General features: G+C 50.7%; 15 protein-coding genes. 7 read left to right on the forward strand and 8 right to left on the reverse strand.

The genetic code is table 11. The features are described from left to right. Window positions 1-164: 164 nt before the first annotated feature. The 3 genes from H8K38_RS16325 to H8K38_RS16335 form a co-directional block, all read right to left on the reverse strand. Window positions 165-632 (reverse strand): RidA family protein, encoded by a 468-nt coding sequence (locus H8K38_RS16325; RefSeq protein ID WP_186885920.1) that lies wholly within the window; start codon window positions 630-632, stop codon window positions 165-167. Window positions 633-875: 243 nt separating this feature from the next. Then, the gene (locus tag H8K38_RS16330; protein WP_186885921.1) at window positions 876-1,472 is read right to left on the reverse strand and encodes a LysE family translocator; all 597 of its coding nucleotides are present in this window, start codon (window positions 1,470-1,472) and stop codon (window positions 876-878) included. A 230-nt stretch (window positions 1,473-1,702) separates the two neighbouring features. Next, on the reverse strand, window positions 1,703-2,026 hold the full coding sequence (locus H8K38_RS16335; RefSeq protein WP_186885922.1) for a DUF2917 domain-containing protein: 324 nt from the start codon (window positions 2,024-2,026) through the stop codon (window positions 1,703-1,705). Window positions 2,027-2,204: 178 nt separating this feature from the next. On the opposite strand from H8K38_RS16335, the gene H8K38_RS16340 reads away from it, so the two are divergent. Next, a complete protein-coding gene (locus H8K38_RS16340; RefSeq protein ID WP_186885923.1) occupies window positions 2,205-3,626 on the forward strand; it encodes a PLP-dependent aminotransferase family protein in 1,422 nt (473 codons plus the stop codon). A 150-nt stretch (window positions 3,627-3,776) separates the two neighbouring features. On the opposite strand, the gene H8K38_RS18280 is transcribed toward H8K38_RS16340, so the two are convergent. Both H8K38_RS18280 and H8K38_RS16345 read right to left on the reverse strand, forming a co-directional pair. Beyond that, on the reverse strand, window positions 3,777-4,019 hold the full coding sequence (locus tag H8K38_RS18280; RefSeq protein WP_222610889.1) for a hypothetical protein: 243 nt from the start codon (window positions 4,017-4,019) through the stop codon (window positions 3,777-3,779). Window positions 4,020-4,081: 62 nt separating this feature from the next. Continuing rightward, window positions 4,082-4,597, reverse strand: coding sequence for a hypothetical protein (locus tag H8K38_RS16345; protein ID WP_222610890.1), 516 nt, complete (start codon window positions 4,595-4,597; stop codon window positions 4,082-4,084). Window positions 4,598-4,948: 351 nt separating this feature from the next. Here H8K38_RS16345 and cysS point away from each other — a divergent pair, with 351 nt between their 5' ends. Beyond that, window positions 4,949-6,322 carry a cysteine--tRNA ligase gene (gene cysS / locus H8K38_RS16350; RefSeq protein ID WP_186885925.1) on the forward strand — a complete coding sequence of 458 codons (1,374 nt, stop codon included), beginning with the start codon at window positions 4,949-4,951 and terminating at the stop codon, window positions 6,320-6,322. A gap of 160 nt (window positions 6,323-6,482) precedes the next feature. Here the strand turns inward: cysS and H8K38_RS16355 are convergent, their stop codons facing one another. The 3 genes from H8K38_RS16355 to H8K38_RS16365 all read right to left on the reverse strand — a co-directional run bounded on the left by H8K38_RS16355 (window position 6,483) and on the right by H8K38_RS16365 (window position 11,339). After that, on the reverse strand, window positions 6,483-7,685 hold the full coding sequence (locus H8K38_RS16355; RefSeq protein ID WP_186885926.1) for a S9 family peptidase: 1,203 nt from the start codon (window positions 7,683-7,685) through the stop codon (window positions 6,483-6,485). Window positions 7,686-7,959: 274 nt separating this feature from the next. After that, window positions 7,960-10,194, reverse strand: a complete 2,235-nt coding sequence (locus H8K38_RS16360; protein WP_255423037.1) for a TonB-dependent siderophore receptor — start codon at window positions 10,192-10,194, stop codon at window positions 7,960-7,962. Window positions 10,195-10,577: 383 nt separating this feature from the next. Then, the gene (locus tag H8K38_RS16365; RefSeq protein WP_186885927.1) at window positions 10,578-11,339 is read right to left on the reverse strand and encodes a hypothetical protein; all 762 of its coding nucleotides are present in this window, start codon (window positions 11,337-11,339) and stop codon (window positions 10,578-10,580) included. 222 nt (window positions 11,340-11,561) lie between these two features. Here H8K38_RS16365 and htpG point away from each other — a divergent pair, with 222 nt between their 5' ends. The 5 genes from htpG to H8K38_RS16390 all read left to right on the forward strand — a co-directional run bounded on the left by htpG (window position 11,562) and on the right by H8K38_RS16390 (window position 21,572). Next, window positions 11,562-13,469 carry a molecular chaperone HtpG gene (htpG, locus tag H8K38_RS16370; RefSeq protein WP_186885928.1) on the forward strand — a complete coding sequence of 636 codons (1,908 nt, stop codon included), beginning with the start codon at window positions 11,562-11,564 and terminating at the stop codon, window positions 13,467-13,469. Between the two features lie 302 nt (window positions 13,470-13,771). Further along, window positions 13,772-16,003, forward strand: a complete 2,232-nt coding sequence (locus H8K38_RS16375; protein ID WP_186885929.1) for a TonB-dependent hemoglobin/transferrin/lactoferrin family receptor — start codon at window positions 13,772-13,774, stop codon at window positions 16,001-16,003. A 30-nt stretch (window positions 16,004-16,033) separates the two neighbouring features. Then, the gene (gene cobN, locus H8K38_RS16380; RefSeq protein WP_186885930.1) at window positions 16,034-20,113 is read left to right on the forward strand and encodes a cobaltochelatase subunit CobN; all 4,080 of its coding nucleotides are present in this window, start codon (window positions 16,034-16,036) and stop codon (window positions 20,111-20,113) included. Further along, window positions 20,110-21,081, forward strand: coding sequence for a ChaN family lipoprotein (locus H8K38_RS16385; RefSeq protein ID WP_222610891.1), 972 nt, complete (start codon window positions 20,110-20,112; stop codon window positions 21,079-21,081). The genes cobN and H8K38_RS16385 overlap by 4 nt, the downstream gene beginning before the upstream one ends. Then, on the forward strand, window positions 21,081-21,572 hold the full coding sequence (locus H8K38_RS16390; RefSeq protein ID WP_255423039.1) for a MotA/TolQ/ExbB proton channel family protein: 492 nt from the start codon (window positions 21,081-21,083) through the stop codon (window positions 21,570-21,572). Before H8K38_RS16385 ends, H8K38_RS16390 begins: the two co-directional genes overlap by 1 nt.

Genomic DNA, 21,572 nt, shown 5'->3' on the forward strand with positions numbered 1-21,572 from the left:
CACTAGAAGTCATACCTTTTCAGGTAAAAAATATTGTTATCTGTCAGGTGCCGCTGCATCGCAAATGACTGCAGCGGAAACACCTTGACATACATAAACCGGATACGGACTGCGGGTGCAAAACAGAGCGATAATTAAACGATGTAGCGCTGATAAGCAGACGGTTAAGCCACTTCAACGATCAGTTCAATTTCTACGCAGGCCCCCATAGGAATCTGCGTGACACCAAATGCGGAGCGCGCATGTTTGCCCTGATCACCGAATACTTCCACCAGCAATTCAGAAGCGCCATTCGTAACCAGATGCTGTTCGGTAAAGTCTGGTGTGGAATTCACCAGGCTCATCAGTTTGACGATGCGTGTCACGCGTGTCAGATCACCGCCGCAGGCCGCATTGAGTGTCGCAATCAGATCAATCGCGACGGCGCGCGCAGCTTGTTTGCCTTCTTCTGTTGTGACGTTTTTACCGAGCTGACCAGCCCAGACTTTGCCGTCTTTTTTGGCAATATGGCCGGAAATAAAAATCGTTTTCCCGGTTTGTGCATACATCACATACGCAGCGGCTGGCGTTGCCACGGCTGGCAATTCTATATTCAGTGCTTTGAGTTTTTCGTAAATTGACGATTTCGACATAGTGATTCCTGAAAAAGTAAGCCAATCATTGACCAGCTGACTTGTATTAAATAATTTATACGGTTTTTTCTGCAGCAATATGATCGGTAACACTCAACATGCGATTGCGATTGTGTACACCAACAACTTACTGCTACGATAACCAAGCCTGCTATTGTAACGCCGCTTCAAACGCAGAGGGGAAGATGCTTGCGGCTGACAGGCAATCTCAATGCCAGCCGTTGATAGCAGCCTGTGTTGCGCTTACAGGCTGAACATCCAGACTGCGGTCAGCGCCAGCGAAATTCCCATCAACAGATTAAAGCTGCGCAGGCGCTGGCCTTGTGACAGCCAGTGACGCAAACGATCGCCCATCCAGGCCCACGTCAGCAAACTCAGCGCACTGGGCAAGGCGAAACCGATGCTCATCCAACCCATTCTTGACATGAAATCGTGCTGACCAATTGCATACGTCGAAGTGGCGGCCACCAGCATCATCCAGGCTTTCGGATTCACGATCTGAAACAAGGCTGCTTCCTGCACACTCAGCGGTTGCATGCTTTTGCTGTCAGACAGGCTCGCGGAAAAACACAAACGCCAGGCCAGCCACAACAAATAGCCATTCCCCGCCACTTTCATCAATACCACCAGCACCGGTACTTCCTGTAAAACTGCCGCACCACCCATGCCGACCGCCCACATCATCAGCACAAAGCCGAGTGGCACGCCCATCACTTGCGGCAACGCGGCACGTAAGCCGTGATTGACACCCGTGGTCGCCGCAATCGCGACATTCGGGCCGGGCGTGAATGAGCCTATCCAGGCAAAAATCGAGAAAGCAATAAATTCAGTTAAAGGCATACAGCCATCCTAAAAATTAATCTGTCCTGCGTCGTCGGTATTTGCCAGAATGCATGTATCTGCATGACAACGAATGCAACGCAAGGCAGCGTTTTATTACTTAAATTTGCTTAAATATACTGGGGGGAGTATCTGTAGAGCCCCTTATTTTCTGCAGGGATTAAGCTGCTTTTGGCAGATACTCCCCTTTTTTCTGATTCTGCGAGATCACAGAAGAGAAAAGGAACACATTACCCGGCAGCCGTCGCCACTGCTTTTGTCAGCTGATTCAGCGCTGTCTGCGCAGTCACCGGCAACGCGGTGGCGTGATGCAGATCGGCCGTTAATATGCTCAGCTCGCAGACTTCCTTTCCATCGGCCTCGATCACCGCGTGACGCACTGGTGGTAGTTGCAACAGATCGCCGGCACGCAACCAGTAATCAGTTTCGTCGCCTTCCACCGTCACCCACACCAGACCACGATGGATATGCAGGGTCAGCATGTGTTCCGGGACAACAGAAATCAGTGTTCCGGGCGCTAATTGTTGTATTGCTGGAAAATCGGTAGATGGCATGATGTCTCCTTGTCAGCCAATAGCAACGGGAAAGATTTCTGCCCGCTTTTTAATCAGTGTTTGTGTTATCCTAAACGCAAAAACCAATACAGTACCAGTACACTAAAACCGATAATTTACACACTGTTCCGGTCGTTTATCCAATACACATCTTTTGATTGCCCGCAGGAGACGCTTCATGCAAACGCCGATGTTTTATATTTCCCGTGATGCGGGCAGCTCTCTGGTTGAGCAGATTGTCACTGCAGTGGCGAATCGTATCGACGATAAGTTGCTGCGCACCGGCGCGCGTATGCCGTCGATACGCCAGTTTGCAGATGAGCAGAATGTCTCGCGCTTTACTGTGGTCGAAGCCTATGATCGGCTGGTGGCAAAGGGCTATCTGGAATCACGCCGTGGTGCTGGTTTTTTTGTGCGCGAACGCGCGTCGATGCTGAGCAATGCAACGACAAATCCACAGATTGCGGCACCGGCACAACAACTTGACGTGGTGTGGTTGGTACGCAATATGTTCCGCCAGTTGCCGCCGCAAAAAATGCCCGGTTCCGGCGTTCTGCCGCACGACTGGCTCGATGGTGAACTGGTCGCCAATGGCTTGCGTGCGATCAGCCGGCTGAACCAGAATTTGTTGCTGCACTACGGAACGCCGCAAGGCTTCCTGCCGCTACGGCAGCAGTTGCAACTGAAACTCGCCGAGCTGGAAATTGCCGCCTCACCCGAACAAATTGTCATGACGAGCGGCGTCACACAGGCACTCGATCTGGTGGCGCGCGAATTCACCCGCCCCGGCGACACGATTTTTGTCGATGACCCGGCCTGGTTCCTGATGTTTGGCTCGTTTGCGATACTCGGCGCCAAGGTGGTTGGCATACCACGGCTGCAAGACGGGCCGGACGTGGCGAAACTCGCTGAACTGGCGGCCATCCACAAACCCAAGCTGTACATTATCAATTCGGTGATGCACAACCCGACCTCGACTTCGCTCTCGGCAGCGAAAGCGTTTCAGGTATTGAAAACCGCCGAGCAACATGATTTCATGATCGTCGAAGACGATATTTACTGCGACATGCACCCCGGTGCAGCCGTCCAGCCGGCAACGCGGATATCGGCGCTCGATCAGCTCAACCGGGTGATTTATCTGGGGGGGTTTTCCAAAACACTGGCCGCGAATTTACGGGTCGGCTTTATCGCCACCTCGCCGGAAATCGCGCTGCGACTATCAGATCGCAAGATGCTATCAACTCTGACAACCACAGAAATCGGCGAACGTGTGGTGTATAAAATTCTGTCGGAAGGCCATTACCGCAAACACGTTGACCGCATTCGCGTCAAACTCGACGGTGTGCGTGACGACATCACCAAAAGACTCGACAACATCGGTATCAAAGTCGATTACCGCACACCGGCAGGCATGTTTCTGTGGACAGAAACCGGCGTCGATACCAATAAACTGACAGAGAAAGCCTTTGAGCAAGGCTATCTGCTGACACCCGGCAGCCTGTTTTCGCCACATCAGATGCCATCGACCAAAATGCGCTTCAACATCGCCGCCATGAGCGACCCCGGCGTGTGGGAATTTCTGAAAAAGGAATTAAAGTAGAACGCTTGCCTTAGTACTAGCGAGCTGCTCGGCATCAACGTCATTAAAACAATACACCCGTTATGAGCCTCCCGCCATTCCATCCAAAGCGGTGACTCCGGTGACAATTCTTCTGAACGTCTCAGCCATTGACAACGACTTATACAGACATTAAATCGGACGTCCGTATTTGCGCACTTGCAGGTCAAATTTCGCACTTAACTCCGGGTACATCGCAAATACCTTTTGCAATATCTGTAGATTAATTTCAGCAGAAGCCGTAGCAATAGCTATTCCAAAATTTCTGCATTCGTCCTCACTACAGTGTTCCTTTAGCAGTGGAATTAAATTGTTCATGTACGCAGAACTACGGAATGCCGTAAGTGCAACGATCTTCGCCAATTCTTTATCCATTTGTTTTATTTCGCTTGTTGAACTTTAATGGCTCATTCTGAGTAATATTGCATCTCACCTCGTTAGAGTCTGCCACCCTGTTGAGCTAAACGATAAAGATCGTCGCGAGAAAGAAGTTTGCCTCGAATATTATACGTATTAACGTAATCTCTAAAGTCACCAGGCAGCATTTGACATGCTTCAATTGCCTCCGTTTTTTTTCCAATGTTCAGTAAAGCGATTGCTTGATAAAAATAAGCACTATCTATGAAATATTCAGTTCCCAACTCAATCACAAAATTCACATTCTTTAACGCAAGATCGTCAGCACCTTGCTCTAAATGCCATCTCGCCCTACGCATATAGGCTGTAGGTGACGTCGGGCGAAGTTTTATGAGTTTATCAACGTCATCGAATGCTTCAGAATTTCTGCCTAGTGCATGAAAAATGCAACTCCTCTCACTATATGCGGCATAGCAATCCTCATTTTCCGCAATAATCTCATTACAAATTTGCAGTGCGAGATCATATTCTTCATTGATGAAGAGCCGATCGATATTCTCTAATTTTTCTTTCAGAGAATTTTCTATGTCATTCATAAATTTCATCTGATTTTCATTGATTTGACTGTTCTCTATTGGATTGCCAACTACGTTTTGGTTTAAACGCATCTTAAGATATGAATGTTAATAGGCTCTAGGATGAAAGCGCATATCTATGCTACATTCTCACCCTGCTTTTTAACTATTCCACACCCAAATTATGCCTTTGACGCAACGCTTAGCTGAAAAATTGACAGAGACTTGTTCTGTATTCAGCACGTCTGCGACTGGCTATTGTTGCTGTTGTTGAATCTGCCCGATTTCCCGCCGGTGTTTGCAATACAAACATTGAGCGACCAGGTTTCATGACACCGTTTCATTCTTCTCTCTATTCATTTGCACACAACGATGGACATACTTCTTTACGATAACTGGGAACGCCGCCTGCGCCCTTTCACACCTTTGCGTAATGACTGGGTGGGGCTGTATTGCTGCGGCCCGACCGTGTATGACTACGCACACATCGGCAACCTGCGCACCTATCTGTTTGAAGACATTCTGCGCCGCACGCTGGAATGGAACGGCTACAACGTGCGTCACGTCATCAACATCACCGACGTCGGCCATCTGGTGTCGGATGGTGACGATGGCGAAGACAAAATGGAAAAAGGCAGCCGCAAGGCCGGTGAATCGGCATGGCAGATCGCTGACCGTTTTACCATCGCTTTCAAAAATGACTTGAAAAGCCTGAACGTGCTGGAACCAGCGATCTGGTGCAAAGCGACCGATCATATCGCCGAGCAGATCGACTTTATCTCTTGCATAGAAAAAAACGGCTACACCTACCGCACCAGCGACGGCATTTATTTCGACACCAGCAAGCAGGATGATTACGGCTATCTGGCGCGTATCAAGCGCGATGCGATCAAAGCTGGCAGCCGCGTGGAACTTGGTGAAAAACGCCATGCCACCGATTTCGCGTTATGGAAATTCAGCCCTGAAGGCGAACAGCGCCAGATGGAATGGGATAGCCCGTGGGGACGCGGTTTTCCGGGCTGGCATATAGAATGCTCGGCGATGTCGGCCAAATATCTGACGCCGTGGTTCGATATCCATTGCGGTGGCGAAGACCACATCGCGATTCATCACAGCAATGAGATCGCACAGAATCAGGCTTGCCACGGTACCCGTCTGGCGAATTTCTGGATGCATGGTTATTTCCTACAAATCGATTCCGGCAAGATGTCGAAATCGAGCGGCGATTTCCTGCGCCTGCAAACCCTGCTCGATCAGCATATCGATCCACTGGCCTACCGCTATCTGTGCCTGACTGCGCATTACCGCAGCCAGATGCAATTCAGCTTTGAGGCTTTGCTATCGGCGCAAACCGCCTTGCAGCGTCTGCGCGACACGTTTTATGCATGGCCTGCCGGTGGCAATGTCAACGCCGGATTCAAAGAAAAATTCACCACGTTTGTGAACGAAGATCTGAACGTGCCGCGTGCATTGGCATTGGTCTGGGAAATGATGAAAGCAGATATCAGCGATGCCGATAAAAAAGCTACGGTTGCTGAATTTGATCGCGTCTTTGGACTCGGGCTCGCCAACTGGGAACCGCGCACATTGGAAATTCCTACCGAAGTACAAAGCCTCGCCGAGCAACGTCTGGCTGCCCGCGCTGCGAAAAACTGGGCAGAAGCCGACCGCCTGCGCGCCGAACTGCACGCACTCGGATTCGAGGTCGAAGACAAGGCAGGCAGCATGAATATCAAGCGTTTGTAATGCCACTCAAAAACGCATGATTTAAATTCACTGATGTGAAATAAAAAAACGCCGCAAATTAATTTGCGGCGTTTTTTTATTGTGCTGATCGATGTTCAGTAGATGCGTCGTCCACCAACTCTGTTCAATACACAATCGATATCAGTAAAAAATACATCCATTACAAACCACGCGCTAAAGCGCCAAGCCGGGTAATGTCATTGATCAAAAACGAGGGAACACAAGCGATATGCTCAGAAGGTTTCGCTGAACAATCCGTGCGCTCTAACAAAGATGTTGCGCCCCGTTTTGTCATGGCCTGAAATGCGGACTCCGTATTGGCATAAGGCACCGTCGTATCGTCCCGCCCGTGAAAAAACTGAATCGGTGATTGCGGCGTCCAGTCGTTGACATTACTTTGTATTCGAATGCTGGCATCGTCATCGTTGAGGAAATTATCCAGAAATGTCGGATCAAAGCTGGTGTCACTCTGACTGCCCAAGACTGACGACAACAGCAGCTTACGCACATTCGCTCTGTCATTAGCGCCAAGCAGTTTCAGAAACCCCGGACTGATCAGCGCGCCAAGAATCGGATTTTCTTTACGAACGCTATCGAGCATCGTATTCAACGTCAGTACCACGTCGTAGGGACCAGCACCGATATAGGTACTGACTGGCAAACTGGCATTTGCTGCCCTGTTTTGCGTCATGAAACGCAATGTCGCCATGGATGCGTAAGCCCCCTCTGAATAGCCCGTTAAAAACACCTGACCATTGTCAGCGATGGATTTCATCTGACGCCAGCGCGAAGTCGCCGTCATAAAATCGACGACGGAAACCGCCGTTGGTGTTGCCAGCAAATACGGATGTGGCAATCCTTTGGTGGTGCCATAACCGACATAATCGGCGGCACTGACGAGGTAACCCAGCGAAGCGAACAATACCGCAGGCTCATCCGCCGTAGCATGGTTACTTGGCGCTTCCGCGTCCGTTTTAATGGTTGCGTGCTGATAGCTTAATACCGGACTGGTCAGGCCGCCGGTCTTGCGCGGGATCGCCGCAAGACCGGAAGCAATCACGCTGCGCCCGGCTGCATCTGACGTGGTGTAGGTAATTTTGTAGGTATCAACGGAATACAGCGGTCTGATTGCGACAGCGACATCTTTGTTCAGTGCCGCAGCCACATCTGTGACATTAATCGTTTGTATAAACGTTGCGGCCTCAAAATGGCCCGCGCCAATTGGATTCGGCACTTCTGGGGTGATGACCGGCGTTACGGTCGGGCTTGAAGAACCACCACCACAACCGGCGACGAGAGCGGACATCGCCATCGTGATCGGTAGTAATGTGCGACGTAAAAACGGGTGTAAAAATTGCGACATCGTATTCACTCCAATGAGGATGCATACATACACAGGCATGCATCCAATTTACGAACCAGATCAGGCACAGCTGGCGACAACACAAAAATACGAACGCCGTTATTCGCCCCCCTAAACTGCAACAGTCAGATGGATTATAACAATTAATAAAATTACTACAATTGCACCAGGGAAAATTTGTTGATGTTGTAGTTTTAAAAAAAGCGCCATGACATCAGTGTCCGGCGTTTTTTTATTAATGAATGCATCGTAAAATTTTTCTCAGTTCCATGCGTCACAACGCCTTCTCCAGCAATAACCTGACGCCGGTTTGCCGGGGTGTGGCAACCGATCTCGTCTGACTGCCCTGATTCACGTAAGCATCGTCCGACACTGCTGTCTGGTGCAGCGCATTGGTGAGCGACACGCGTAACTGTGTTCCGGATGCCAGTTTCCACAGGCTGTAAAGATCAAGCATGCGTGTGACGCTGGTATAGCTGCTGAGCATGGCAGAATTCTGCACCCGGCCGCCGCCCTGAAAATTGAAATTCAGGCCCATGCTGTGTGTATCGTTGCGTCGATAATCAATGCCCAGATTCGCGGTCAGCGGCACCTGACTGCTCAGGCGATTATCCGGTCCCGGCACGCTGTCGAGACGCGACCAGTTACGTGCCGCATTGAGGCGAATATCGATAGCGGGGGCCTGTGCGAACCACAGCGTCAACGGAAATTTTGCATCCATTTCTATGCCATAAACTTGCGCCCTGCCCTGATTATCCGGCGACGTCACCCACTCGCCGTTCTGGCGGAATAACTGAAACGTGGTGACATTCTGAATGCGACGGGCAAAGCTGGAAATACTCAGCATGCTGCTTTTGTCGAAGTAATGCTCATACGCCACATCCATGCCCCAGGCGAGTTCCGGCAGCAAATTGGGATTACCCTGGAAGTCGGAATTGGTCGGGCCATTGGCGTTATTCACGGTGTAACGCCGTGGTACCAGATTGCGCGTCACCGGGGCTTTATAGGTGCGCGACAAAGCAAACCGCAGCTGATCTTTTTCTGTGCCCGGCAATTTCCACAAGGTCTGTATGACCGGGCTCCAGACGCTGGAACTGGTGTTGGTATCCACCATCGTGCGGCCTTGTATCGCGGTGCGCAAGCCTTCCCAGCGCAGCCCCAGATATGCTTGCCACTGGCGCGAAATATCCCATTCATCCTGCGCGAATAAGGCCAGACGGCGCACATCGGCGCGGTAATTTTCATCCAGAAAACCGATGCTGCCGGGCGCACTGCCCGGCGCGTTGTGATCGTATTGCAGACGCTGTTCGCTGCGCCGTATCAGCCCGCCATCCCAGCCAAAGGCGAGGCTGTGTTCATCATTAAAACGCCACAGATATTTACCGCTGGCGGTCAGACTCTGATCAATCGCATCCGACACCACGTTACGGATGAACGGTGAATTCACCGTTGTTGAATAACCGTCGAAATAATAATCACTGACGCGCTTGTTGTAGTTCAGGCCCAGCTTACTGTCGAGCCGCGCATCCGGGCTGAAACGATGATTCCAGCTCAGGTCGCTGCGAATGCCGGTAATGTCTGCGCTGGAACGGTAATCGTTGCGCGGATACGTTGACGAAGAACCGGCCAAGGTCGTTTCGACATTGCGTCCGGCCATCGTGCTCTGGCTGAATTCCAACAAGCTTTGTGAGGTCAGCTGATCGCCTTCTGCCATCGTCCAGTTCAGACGTGGCGCCAGGCTGATTTTATTGGTCTTGAATTCTATGTGTTCATGAAACTGGCGCAAGTCCGTGAGATTCCCGGCGGCATCGCGTATCGTTTCCGTGGTCACAGGTTCTGAGCGGTTACGGCTCTGATTCAGGTTTGCATTCAGCGAATACGACAAGCCTGCGTTCTTATCTGCGAATTCGAGCGTGGCGCCCGGCGCTGTCGCACCATCGACATAGCTGGCAGTCAGTTTGACCTGTCTGGATGCACGGGAAACGCCTTTACGCAAGACGATATTGATGCTGCCGGCAATCGCCTGCGCGCTGAATTCGGCCGTCGTCGTGCGCAGGATTTCTATGCGCTCGATCAGATCCGGTGACAAACTGTCGATAGAAAATCCACCCGGTACCGGCTCGCCATTCACCATGATTTGCGTATAACCCGCGCCCAGACCGCGCATACGGATGTCGCTACCAACAACGGACACGCCGGGCAGACGTTTCATCACATCAGCGATGGCGGTATCACCGAATTGCAGCAGCTCGTCACGCCCGACAACAATTCTAGCCGCCGTATCATTGCGCCGCTGGCTGGCCGCGCCGGGGCCGGACACTTCAACACTTTGTACTTTGTCGGCAGGCTTTTCAGTTTTTTGTTGATCCCGTTTTTCTTTGTCCGCTGCGCTCGCGAGATCCGGCAACATCACTGACAAGGTCAGCAGCAAAGGCAGAAGCCGGGGCGAAAAGTGGTCGGCGAGAAATTCCGGATAAAAGCGAAAAGGCATAAATGAAAAATTAAACATGGACGTTTGCAACACCGGATTGGTATTGGCTCAGTGCCGCATTTTACGTTGCCTTCAGGGAAAGAAAAATTTAATTCAGAAAAATTTCGCTGACACGTCTGCCGGAATACATCGTCACTTATCAACGCTGGCAAACAGAGACGTCAGAATAGCTAAAAACAACGCTGAGAAAGAGCAGAAAAAAGCACGCGCGCAAGCCCGTATCCGCTCCCAAAAAAGATGTTTTTGGGGGAGTATCCTTCGATTTACGCGTCATCTCCTTATAAGCAAAGGCGATCAAAATATACTCCCGGGAGTATATTTAATGCTCTGTGGTGACTGTGCAGGCGTGCAGTGAAGAAAAATAGCCGGGAACGGCAAGAGCGCAGATGCCGCGTTTGCTGTCATTTATTGCGCGGAATACCGGCTTTCGGATCGTTCAGAAAATCGCTCATGATGCGGGCGATCGTACCGTCGTTGCGCATCGTCGCCAATGCCGCAGTCAGTATTCTGGAATTGCGGCTCAGGGCAAAATCGGGACGGACGCGCAGTACATGTGTACCATGCGTAATCACCAGTCGCGTGGCGACTAAATGCTTGCCGCCAATTTTTTCGGCCGCCGCCAGAATTCCCGGCAAACTTCCGACGACGCCCGAGATACGCCCGACTTCCAGCATGCGCAAACCATTTTCCAGCGTGCTGATATCGACTTTCTTGACCCGTTCATCCTGACCAAACGTGCCGTAAGTCATACGGCGTAACATGCCTATTCCCTTGTCCTGCGATTGCGCAATCACGTCGTCAAAACTCGTCATCACGACCCCGCTTTTGGCGACCACCACAACCGGGTACTGCGTTACCTCTGCCAGGATCAGGCCGTCATCATCCGTGAAATTTTCACGGTGAGAAATGCTGTACGCCTCAGTATCAGCAGGAAACAGCACCACATGCCGCGGAGTCGGAACAACCATGACATCAAACTGTATGCCGGTGCGCTTTTGCAGCTCATTCGCAATGCGGATATTGATGCCGTCATAACGGTTAGTGCCTTCCACCACGAATGCAAACGGCGCAACCTCGGTCAGATACAGACGGACAGCACTCGCAGACGATGCCGTCAATAAAAATAAGGCAAAAATCGTGACCCGGAAAAGCAATTGGCGCATTTTTTATTCCTTACAGAAAGAACTCAAAAACGAGCGACATGCCTGTGAGTGTAGCGAAGATTTATAAAAATGCAATTTTTTGCTTGTTTGCGGTGCACACAGAGGCAGATCTTGAAATCACCGCAATCAGCCTCATTTCAGGGGGAGCGAATTATCCGCCCACGTCTGCACGGGAATCAGCGTGACCAGATCATCACAATATTGAAATCTTTGAGGAAAAATATGTCAGAAAAACAAACTCTTGGCTTTCAGGCCGAAGTCAAACAGTTATTGCAATTGATGATTCACTCCTTGTATTCCAACAAGGAAATTTTCTTGCGTGAACTGATTTCGAATGCGTCTGATGCATCCGACAAATTGCGTTTTGAAGCGATCAACAACGCCGCCTTATTTGAAAATGATCCTGAACTGAGCATCAAAGTCAGTTTCGACAAAGCGGCCCGCACAATCACGATTTCCGATAACGGTATCGGCATGAGCAAAGAAGATGCGATTGCGCATCTGGGCACGATTGCCAAATCCGGCACCAAAGAATTTTTCGGCAAACTCTCAGGCGATCAGCAAAAAGATGCTGCCATGATCGGCCAGTTCGGCGTTGGCTTTTATTCCGGCTTCATCATCGCCGACCGCATCACCGTTGAATCGCGCCGTGCAGGCTTGCCCGCCAGCGAAGGCGTGCGTTGGGAATCTGCCGGTGAAGGTGATTTCAGTGTCGAAGACATCGCCAAAGCCAACCGTGGTACCGACATCATTCTGCACTTACGCGAAGGCGAAGATGAGTTCCTGTCGGCATGGAAACTGAAGTCCGTCATCCGCACTTATTCCGACCATATCTCTCTGCCGATCAAAATGCAGAAAGAAGAGTGGGATGAAGAGAAAAAAGAACAGGTACTGACCGACGAACTGGAAACAGTGAATCAGGCCAGCGCATTGTGGGCACGCAGCAAATCCGACATCACGCCGGAACAATACGACGAATTCTACAAACATATTTCGCATGATTTCGGTTCACCGCTGACGCATACACATAACCGCGTCGAAGGTCGTAGCGATTACACGCAATTGCTGTATATTCCGGCGCGTGCGCCGTTCGATCTGTGGGATCGCAACAAACGCGGTGGTATCAAGCTGTATGTGAAACGCGTGTTCATCATGGACGACGCTGAGCAACTGATGCCGATCTATCTGCGCTTCGTCAAAGGCGTGATCGACTCGAACGACTTGCCACTGAATGTGTCGCGTGAAATTCTGCAGGAAAGCCGCGATATCAAGGCGATCCGCGATGGTTCGACCAAGCGTGTGCTCGGCATGTTGGAAGACCTCGCCAATGCTGACGGTGATGACGCGCAAGAGAAGAAAGACAAGTACGTCACATTCTGGAAAGAATTCGGTCAGGTGCTGAAAGAAGGCATAGGCGAAGACGCGACCAACAAAGACCGCATCGCCAAACTGCTACGCTTTGCTTCCACCCACAACGACAGCGATGCACAAAACGTGTCTCTGGCCGATTACCTGTCCCGCGCCAAAGAAGGTCAGGACAAGATTTACTATGTGACCGCAGAAAGCTATGCGACTGCGAAAAACAGCCCGCATCTGGAAATCTTCCGCAAAAAAGGCGTAGAGGTATTGCTGCTGACCGATCGCGTCGATGAATGGATGTTGTCGTTCCTGACTGAATTTGAAGGCAAGGAATTGGCCTCCGTTGCGAAAGGTGGATTGGATCTCGGCACGCTCGAAGATGAAGCTGAGAAAAAGCAACACGAAGAAACCGAAACCGAGTTCAAGGATCTGGTCGAAAAAATGAAAGCGGCACTGACGGATAAAGCCAAAGATGTGCGCGTCACTTTCCGCCTCACCGACTCGCCAGCTTGTCTGGTTGCCGATGAGCATGACCTCTCAGGCAATCTGGCGCGTATGCTGAAAGCCGCTGGTCAGGCGGCGCCGGAATCCAAACCGATTCTGGAAGTGAACCCGGATCACCCGCTGGTGCAGAAGCTGAAATATGAAGAAGCTAAATTCGCTGACTGGTCACACATCCTGTTTGATCAGGCCTTGCTGGCCGAAGGCGGCAACCTGGCCGACCCTAGCAGCTTTGTGAAACGTCTGAATGAAATGCTGTTGAGTAAGTAAGAAAAACACAGCGACATCAGACTGTCGCTGAAAAACAAAAATCCCGTTCAGTTAAATGAGCGGGATTTTTTTTGCCGATATCAACGACAAGTACAGCAAAAACAATCTGCTGGTGGCTGTTTGTGCAATAGGGACGTAACACACATTTCTGGCAGAAAATATATCAGATTCTTAAATAGTCCTTTACTATTCAAATGCGAATCATTATCATCTGCATTTGCAAATATTCCGGCGTATCCCACACTTTTCATCTCAGGCAGCCGGTCAGCACATTTTTTATCATCACTGCCAGGAGATACACCGTGCATAAAAAACCACGCCTTCGCCCGCTCTGCGCCGCGATTGCTGCCCTTCCTTTCCCATTATTTTTCTCGCCTGCATTACATGCGCAAACAGCAGAAACTCAGTTAAAAGAAATCGTTGTTTCAGCGACGCGTATTGAGCAAAGTGCAGATGATGTCGCCGCCACCATCAGCAGTGTCACGCAAAAACAGGTGGAACGCGAAATGCCAGTCAATCTGCAGGAGATGATGCGGTATGAAAACGGCGTCTCAGTACGGGTATTGCCAAATCGCGCATCAGGCGTCTTCAGTGCAACAGGCAGAGCCGGGAATGAGGGCGTCAATATCCGGGGACTGGAAGGTGATCAGGTGCGCCTGCAAGTGGATGGTGTCCGCTTGCCATCCACCTACTCATCAGGCCCCTACGCTGCCGGACGTGGCGATTACATTGACGTTGAGGCATATAAGCGTGTTGAAATCCTGCGCGGCCCGTCTTCCACTCAGTTTGGTAGTGATGGTCTCGCTGGTGCAGTCAGTTTTCTGACGAAGGACCCGGTAGATTTACTGACACTCGGAAAGCCTACGCAGTTTGCATTGAAGAGTGGTTATAACTCAGTCGATCGCAGTTGGTCGCTGGTTCCCAGTTTTGCCATTCGTGGCGACACTGTCGAAGCAATGGTATTGGCAAGCTTGCGACGCGGGCATGAAACAAAAACAGGCGGTTCAAACGACAGTGCGAACATCAACCGCACAACTGCAAACCCAGCAGACACCAGTTCTGATTATGTGCTGGCAAAAATGGTGATCAAAAAAGATCGCAATAATCGTTTTAAATTAACAGCAGAAAACCTGGACAGAGAAAATTCCACCACGCCATTGAGTTTTTTCGGCGACTCCTTTGCGGCGGCGGGATTGAATGATGTAAAAACCCGCGAAAATATCACTCGCCAGTTGCTTAAACTCGATTACGACTACACCAATACCGATAACAGTTGGTTCCAGAGCGCCAGCGCGAGCATTTATGGTCAGCATTCCAAGAATCATCAATGGGGTTATGAAGCGAGAAGCAGTACGAGCGGGTGGAACAGCAGGACTCGTGATACCGAGTACGGAGAGAAAGTCGCTGGCGGTAATCTGCAACTGGAAAGCAACTTCGGCAACGCTGTCGCACATCGTCTGATTTACGGGATTGATGCGTCGCTGACGAAAGTCGAATCGCTGAAAGAAGGCAATAACATGCGCGACGGTGTTTCGCTCACCGGCTCGTCAGGATTCAAGGTCAATAAGAGCTTTCCGGATACAGACTATCGTTTGCTGGGTGCATTTATTCAGGACGAAATCAGCATAGACAATCTGGCGATCATACCTGGTCTGCGTTACGACAGTTTTAAATTGACGCCAAAGCCTGATGCTTTGTATGCGGTCAACAATTCAATTGCCCCCACCACACTTTCAGGTAATGAGCTATCACCGAAACTGGGGGTTATCTGGAAATTTTCACCGGTACTGAACGCCTTTGCGCAGTATGCGCATGGGTTTCGTGCACCAACGCCCGGCCAGGTCAATGGCGGCGTCACCAATCTCACAGCAAATCCGCCATACACCGCCATCGGTAACGCCGACCTGAAACCAGAAATCAGCGACTCGCTGGAATTTGGTCTGCGTGGGCGTACGCAAGAGTTCAGTTACAGCGCCAGCATATTTCATGGCAAATACAAAAACTTCATCGCAAGTAATGTGCAAGTCGGAGGTGCCGGTACATTAGCGAGCCCGACGGTATTTCAGTCTGTGAATTTATCTGATGTAAAAATTAACGGCTTCGAAGCCCGCGGTGAATGGAACTTCTCGCCAAACTGGATGCTGAGTGCAAGCTACGCACATGCACGCGGCGATCAGAATTCCAACGGTAAAAGCACGCCACTGGAAACCATTGACCCCGATAAACTTGTGCTGTCCTTGCGTTACAACGAAGAGCGTTACGGTGCACAGGCAAATCTGAGTGCTGCCGAGCGCAAGAAACGGAATCCGTATGGCGCATCGTCGTTTTCCCCCGGCAGTTATCAGGTTCTGGATTTAATGGTCTGGTACAACATCGATAAAAACTCAAGTATCAACGCGGGTGTTTTTAATCTCTTGAACCAGAAATATTTCCTGTGGGCGGATGTTCGCGGTGTCAGCGCTAACAGTGCTTCTCTGGATGCATATAGTCAGGCCGGGCGTAATTTCAGCGTCAGCTACCGATACCAGTTCTGATTTTCACTAATGCATTCTGACAAGTTCGCCATGACATCTGCCACACCCAGCTTTTTTCAACGTTTTTTTAAACCCAATTTATATCAACGCAAAACATCGTGGGTACAGCGGTTGTATGGCTTACTTGTTATCTTGATTTCATCAGTCTGCCTGTTCTGCACAACAGCGCAGGCAGCCAATGTATTGATTATCACCAGCAGCCCGGTTCCGCCGGGAAAATTCCGCATGCTCGCAGAATTAGCCGGTGCGCATGGCGTCAAAATCGATACCCGCTACAGTGAGAAACTTCCTGCCAGCACAGATGCGAGTGTATTCAACGGCTACGACATCGTTATGTTTGACGCCCCGCGTGATCACATCCGCGAAGCTATTCAGGCGCAATTGCACCATGCCTTATCCGGCTTAAAAAAGCCGTCGCTTTGGCTGCACACCAGCGAGCCAGTCTGGAAAAATTTACCTGAGCCGCTGGCTAAACGTCTCAACACTTACTATGTCAACGGCAGTACGCCTAATTATCAACATTTTTTTGAAACACTCTCTGCATACCTTGCAGGACGTTCATGGAAACAGATTGCAGAACCGATTCTGTTTCCGAAATCGGCCGTCTACCATCCCCGTGCGCCGGGATTGGTATTTGCCAATGCAGCGGCCTACCTGAAGTGGAAGCAAGTCGATCCCACGCAGCATCGTCCTGTAATCGCGATTGCTATGCATCAGCAATATGTCGTTGCAGAACAAACCGCCTTCGTCAACGATATGATCTACCGCATTGAGGCGGCAGGCGCGATACCGATTGCCTTTTACAGCCCGGTGATGGATGCCGATGCCATCGGCAGCATGATTGCTCCCGGCGGTAAGCCTATTGCAGATGTGCTGATTAATACGCAAATCATGCTCAATCCGGAAGGGCGAAAACAAGAATTCGAAACCCTGGGAATTCCGGTCATACAAGCGATGCCTTATCGAAAAGGAGATATCACCGACTGGAAAAAAGATCCGCATGGTATCGCCCTGATGGATGTTCCCTTCTACATGGCGCAGGCAGAGTATGCGGGCGTCAGCGATATACAGATCGCTGCCGCTACCGATAAAAAAAATGATCAGATTGTTCCTATCGCAGAACAAACGTCCGCTGTCGTGGCTAAGGCGATTAATCTCGCCAAGCTGAAAAACATGCGGCACGCCGATAAAAAAATTGCGATCTTCTTTTGGAATTACCCGCCTGGCGAAAAAAATCTGTCGGCTTCTTATCTGAATTTGCCGAAGAGTCTCGACGCAACGCTGACGGCACTCAAACTCGCTGGCTATAAAACAGATACTCCTGGCGACAAAGAACTGACACGACAATTACAACGTTTGCTGGCCCCGTTCTATCGCCCGCCTGCGGATAATCGTGAACTGAACGCCTTGATTGATGACGGTCTGGCCGACCTGATGCCGTTAGAAAATTATCGGGAGTGGATCAGTAGCCTGCCCACAGAAGTCAGTGCCGGGATCTTGAAAGACTGGGGAGCCCCCGAAAAATCGACTATGGTCGTGGAACGTCAGGGTCGGAAATATTTCGCCATTCCGCGTCTGCAAATCGGTAATGTCATCCTGATGCCACAAGCACCACGCAGCGAACGTGGCAGTGATAAAGAGAAACTGCTGTATCACTCTAATGTTGTGGCGCCACCGCCATTTTATCTGGCGAGTTATCTTTGGATGCGTCAGCAATTTGGCGCGCATGCCTTAATTCACTACGGAACTCACGGCACACAAGAATGGCTGCCAGGGAAAGAACGCGGTCTTTCTGTGTATGACTACCCTCAGTTGGCGATCGGTGATGTTCCGGTGATTTATCCCTACATCGTCGATAACATCGGGGAAGCGTTGCAAACAAAACGCCGCGGAAGAGCCGTGACCATCTCACATCAGACGCCACCATTTGCGCCGGCAGGTCTGCACGAAACGCTGACACATATTCATGATTTACTGCATGCGTGGCTCGCACAAGATGAAGGCATGGTCAAACAGAAACAACAGGCTGAACTGATTTCACTGGTAAAAAAAGAACGTCTCGACAAAGATATGAATTGGGATGCGCAGCAAATCAGCAACAATTTCGCCGGGTTCATCAATGTATTACATGACCATTTGCACGAACTGGCGCGTACCGCTCAACCAATGGGCTTGCATACATTTGGCAAAGGCGCTGCAGAGGAATGGCGGCTCGGCACAGTCATGCTGATGCTGGGAAAATCTTTTTGGGAAGCTGTCGCCGCTCCGGGCGACGATATCGACGAGGCTCTGGTCAACGACTACCGGAAACTCAGCAGTTCATCGGCCTATCAGTTACTGAAGCAGCATATTATCGACGGCAAACCGGATGACAAGCTCACACCGACATTGCGAGAGGCGATAGAAAAAGGACGGCAGTGGTACTACGATCTTGCGGCAACCAGTGAGACCGCCGGATTACTCGCGGCGCTTGATGGCCGCTACATTCCGACATCGTATGGTGGAGACCCGATCAAAAATCCCGAATCCTTACCCACCGGACGTAATCTGTACCCGTTTGATCCATCTCGCATCCCCACTAAAGCAGCGTGGGAAGCCGGTAAGGAAACGATGGAAAACTTAATTGCGGCCCATATCCGGCAATCAGGACACGCCCCGAAAAAACTGACTTTTTCATTATGGTCGGTAGAAACAATGCGCCATCAGGGCATGCTTGAAGCACAGGCATTGTGGGGACTTGGAGTTGAGCCGGTATGGGATCAGGGCGGTCGCGTTGTTGACGTAAAACTGGTGTCACGTGCGGAATTGAAACGCCCGAGAGTCGACGTTGTGTTGTCAGCGACAGGTCTGTATCGCGATCATTTTCCTAACACGATGAAAATTCTCGCCAAGGCCGCAAAACTCGCTGCGGAAGCCAATGAGGCAGATAATCCGGTGGCAATCAACGCCCGCAATATCAACGAGCAATTAGTCAGACAAGGATGGGCAACGGCCGCGGCAGACAAGGCAAGTAAGACCCGCATTTTTGCCTCTGAATCCGGTAAGTACGGTACTGGCCTGGACGATGCGGCACTCGCAACGGACACCTGGGACAGCAAAGCGGAAGGCGACAAAAAACTGGCGCAACTTTATTTAAACCGTATGCAATATGCGTATGGCCCCGATGAAGCTGATTGGGGAAAAAGCGCAACAGAATTGAGTAATGGAAAGCCCGGCAATCTTTACGCCACTCACTTAAAAGGTACAGAAGGCGCGATTCTCTCCAGAACATCTAATCTGTACGGCATGTTAACGACGGATGATCCATTTCAATATCTTGGCGGTATTGCGCTGGCTGTGCGTCATCTCGATGGACGTGCACCTGAGCTGTACATTTCCAATTTGCGCGAATCCGGTAGCGGCAAAATTGAAGGCGCTGCGCAGTTTCTGGCAAAAGAACTGGCAACGCGTAACTTCCATCCGGGATATATCAAAGGGCTTATGGCAGAGGGATATGCAGGCACCTTGCAGGTACTTGATAGCATGAATAATTTTGCCGGTTGGACTTCTGTCGCGCGGGAAATCGTGCGGGATGATCAATGGCAGGAATTTGTCGATGTCTATGTACGTGACAAGCATCAGCTTGGCTTAAAAGACTGGTTCGAACGTGAGAACCCACATGCACTCGCGCAGACCGTAGCACGCATGCTGGAAGCAGCACGAGGCGGCTACTGGCAGGCAGATGCCGCCACAGTCAGTGAGTTAAAGCAACGCTATCGCGAGCTGGCTCAGACCTACGACGTTAAAACTGACAATGCGAAACTGGCAGCCTATGCCGGACTCAGCGGCCTTGGGCTTGATGCACCGGCGTTAAAGAAAATGAGTCATCAGGAAACAGCAGCAGCGAATGCAGCCAAAACGCCGCGTGCGACCCAAACCATCACAAAACCCAAGCCAGATACAGAGACAAAACCTGCAACAACGCAAACAATCAGCGGAATGAAACTGGAATCCGTTTCGCAGAAGGTCGTTGAAACGCTGGGGCAGTTAATGATTGCGGCCATCGCTCTTCTCATTTTATTTCCTTTGATCGGCGCATGGCGCCAATGGAGAAAGTCAACATCGTCATGAAAAAATACACAAACCGATATCATTGGACCTCATTCGTCGCGGCTACGCTGCTGAGTACGATGAGCCTGGCCGCGATGGCTCAAACAACACATCCGCTGGAGGGACGTATCTGGGATACACGTTCAAATAGCTTTGTCAGCGAGGACGCCGCTTACAATGCAGCAGCATCCAACCGTTATGTACTCCTGGGTGAAAAACACGACAGCACTTTTCATCATCAATTACAACTGCAGGCCCTGCAAGCACTTCAGCAACGCCATCAGGGGAAAGCGCCTCTGACGCTGGCAATGGAACAATTCGATTCCGAATATCAGTCAGCGCTGAGCGCAGCCGTTAAAGCAGGCGTAAAAGATGCAGAACAGCTGGCTGACGCTGGCATGCTCAATCGTAAAGGATGGCAATGGCCTATGTACAAAAGTCTGATCACCTTCGCAGCAACACATGACTGGTCACTTATCGCCGCAAATTTGTCGCGCAAAGATGCACGCTCTATTGCTATGGGCACGATGACGCCAGACTTACCGAAGGCAGATACATCCCAGATCGCTGCATTAGAAAATGAAATCGTGCAAGGGCACTGCGGTCAACGCCCGGCGCCAGCACAACTTGCCGCAATTGTCACCGCGCAACGAGCCCGCGATGCGCGTATGGCAACCGCGATTGAAGCAAGCGCAAGCCCTGTCGTACTGATCGCAGGCTCCGGACATGTGCGGCGTGATCTCGCCGTTCCCCGCTACCTGAAAAGCAATGCCAGTACCCTTACCATCGCCTATGTCGAAATCAATGATGGCCAATATTCGCCGCAGGATTACGACACTACAGGCTTTGATCTTGTCTGGTTTACTCCACGCACAAAACGCGAAGATCCCTGCGCCATGCCGATAGGCGGCGTTGTCTCCAGGGCGGCGGTAACAAGCACACCAGAGACATCCTCATCCATACCATCTCCAAAAAAGGAAAAACAATAATGCCAACCTCCACTCTTGAACTACTGATGTATCAGATCGGGCAGTTGTTCTTATTCCCTGTACTCGTACTGGTCGCTGCGATGTTTGCATATTCATTTTATGCATTAGGCTCGTTCATTCTGCAAGCACTGCAACGTCGTCGCCGTTCGCAACATCTGGCAGGATTTCCATTGCTGCAGCATGTTCGCAAGAATGCAGAGACCACATCAAACGAACTTGATTTGCTTGCACACAAATTACTGGAGCCTGCCCGCATCGCCAGTCGCATCGCGCCTATGTTGGGACTCATTGGCACGATGATTCCTATGGGGCCGGCACTAAAATCATTAACTGACGGCAATCTGGCGAAAGTATCGGGCAATCTCACGGTGGCTTTTTCCGTCGTGATCATCGCACTGATCGCCGCCAGCATCACCTACTGGATTGCTAACGTTCAACGTCGTTGGCTGGCGGAAGAAATCGTGGAAATTCAAAAAGAGAAAACAGCATGA

The organism is Undibacterium sp. FT79W (assembly GCF_014284215.1).
GTDB classification, from domain to species: Bacteria; Pseudomonadota; Gammaproteobacteria; order Burkholderiales; family Burkholderiaceae_D; genus Undibacterium; species Undibacterium aquatile.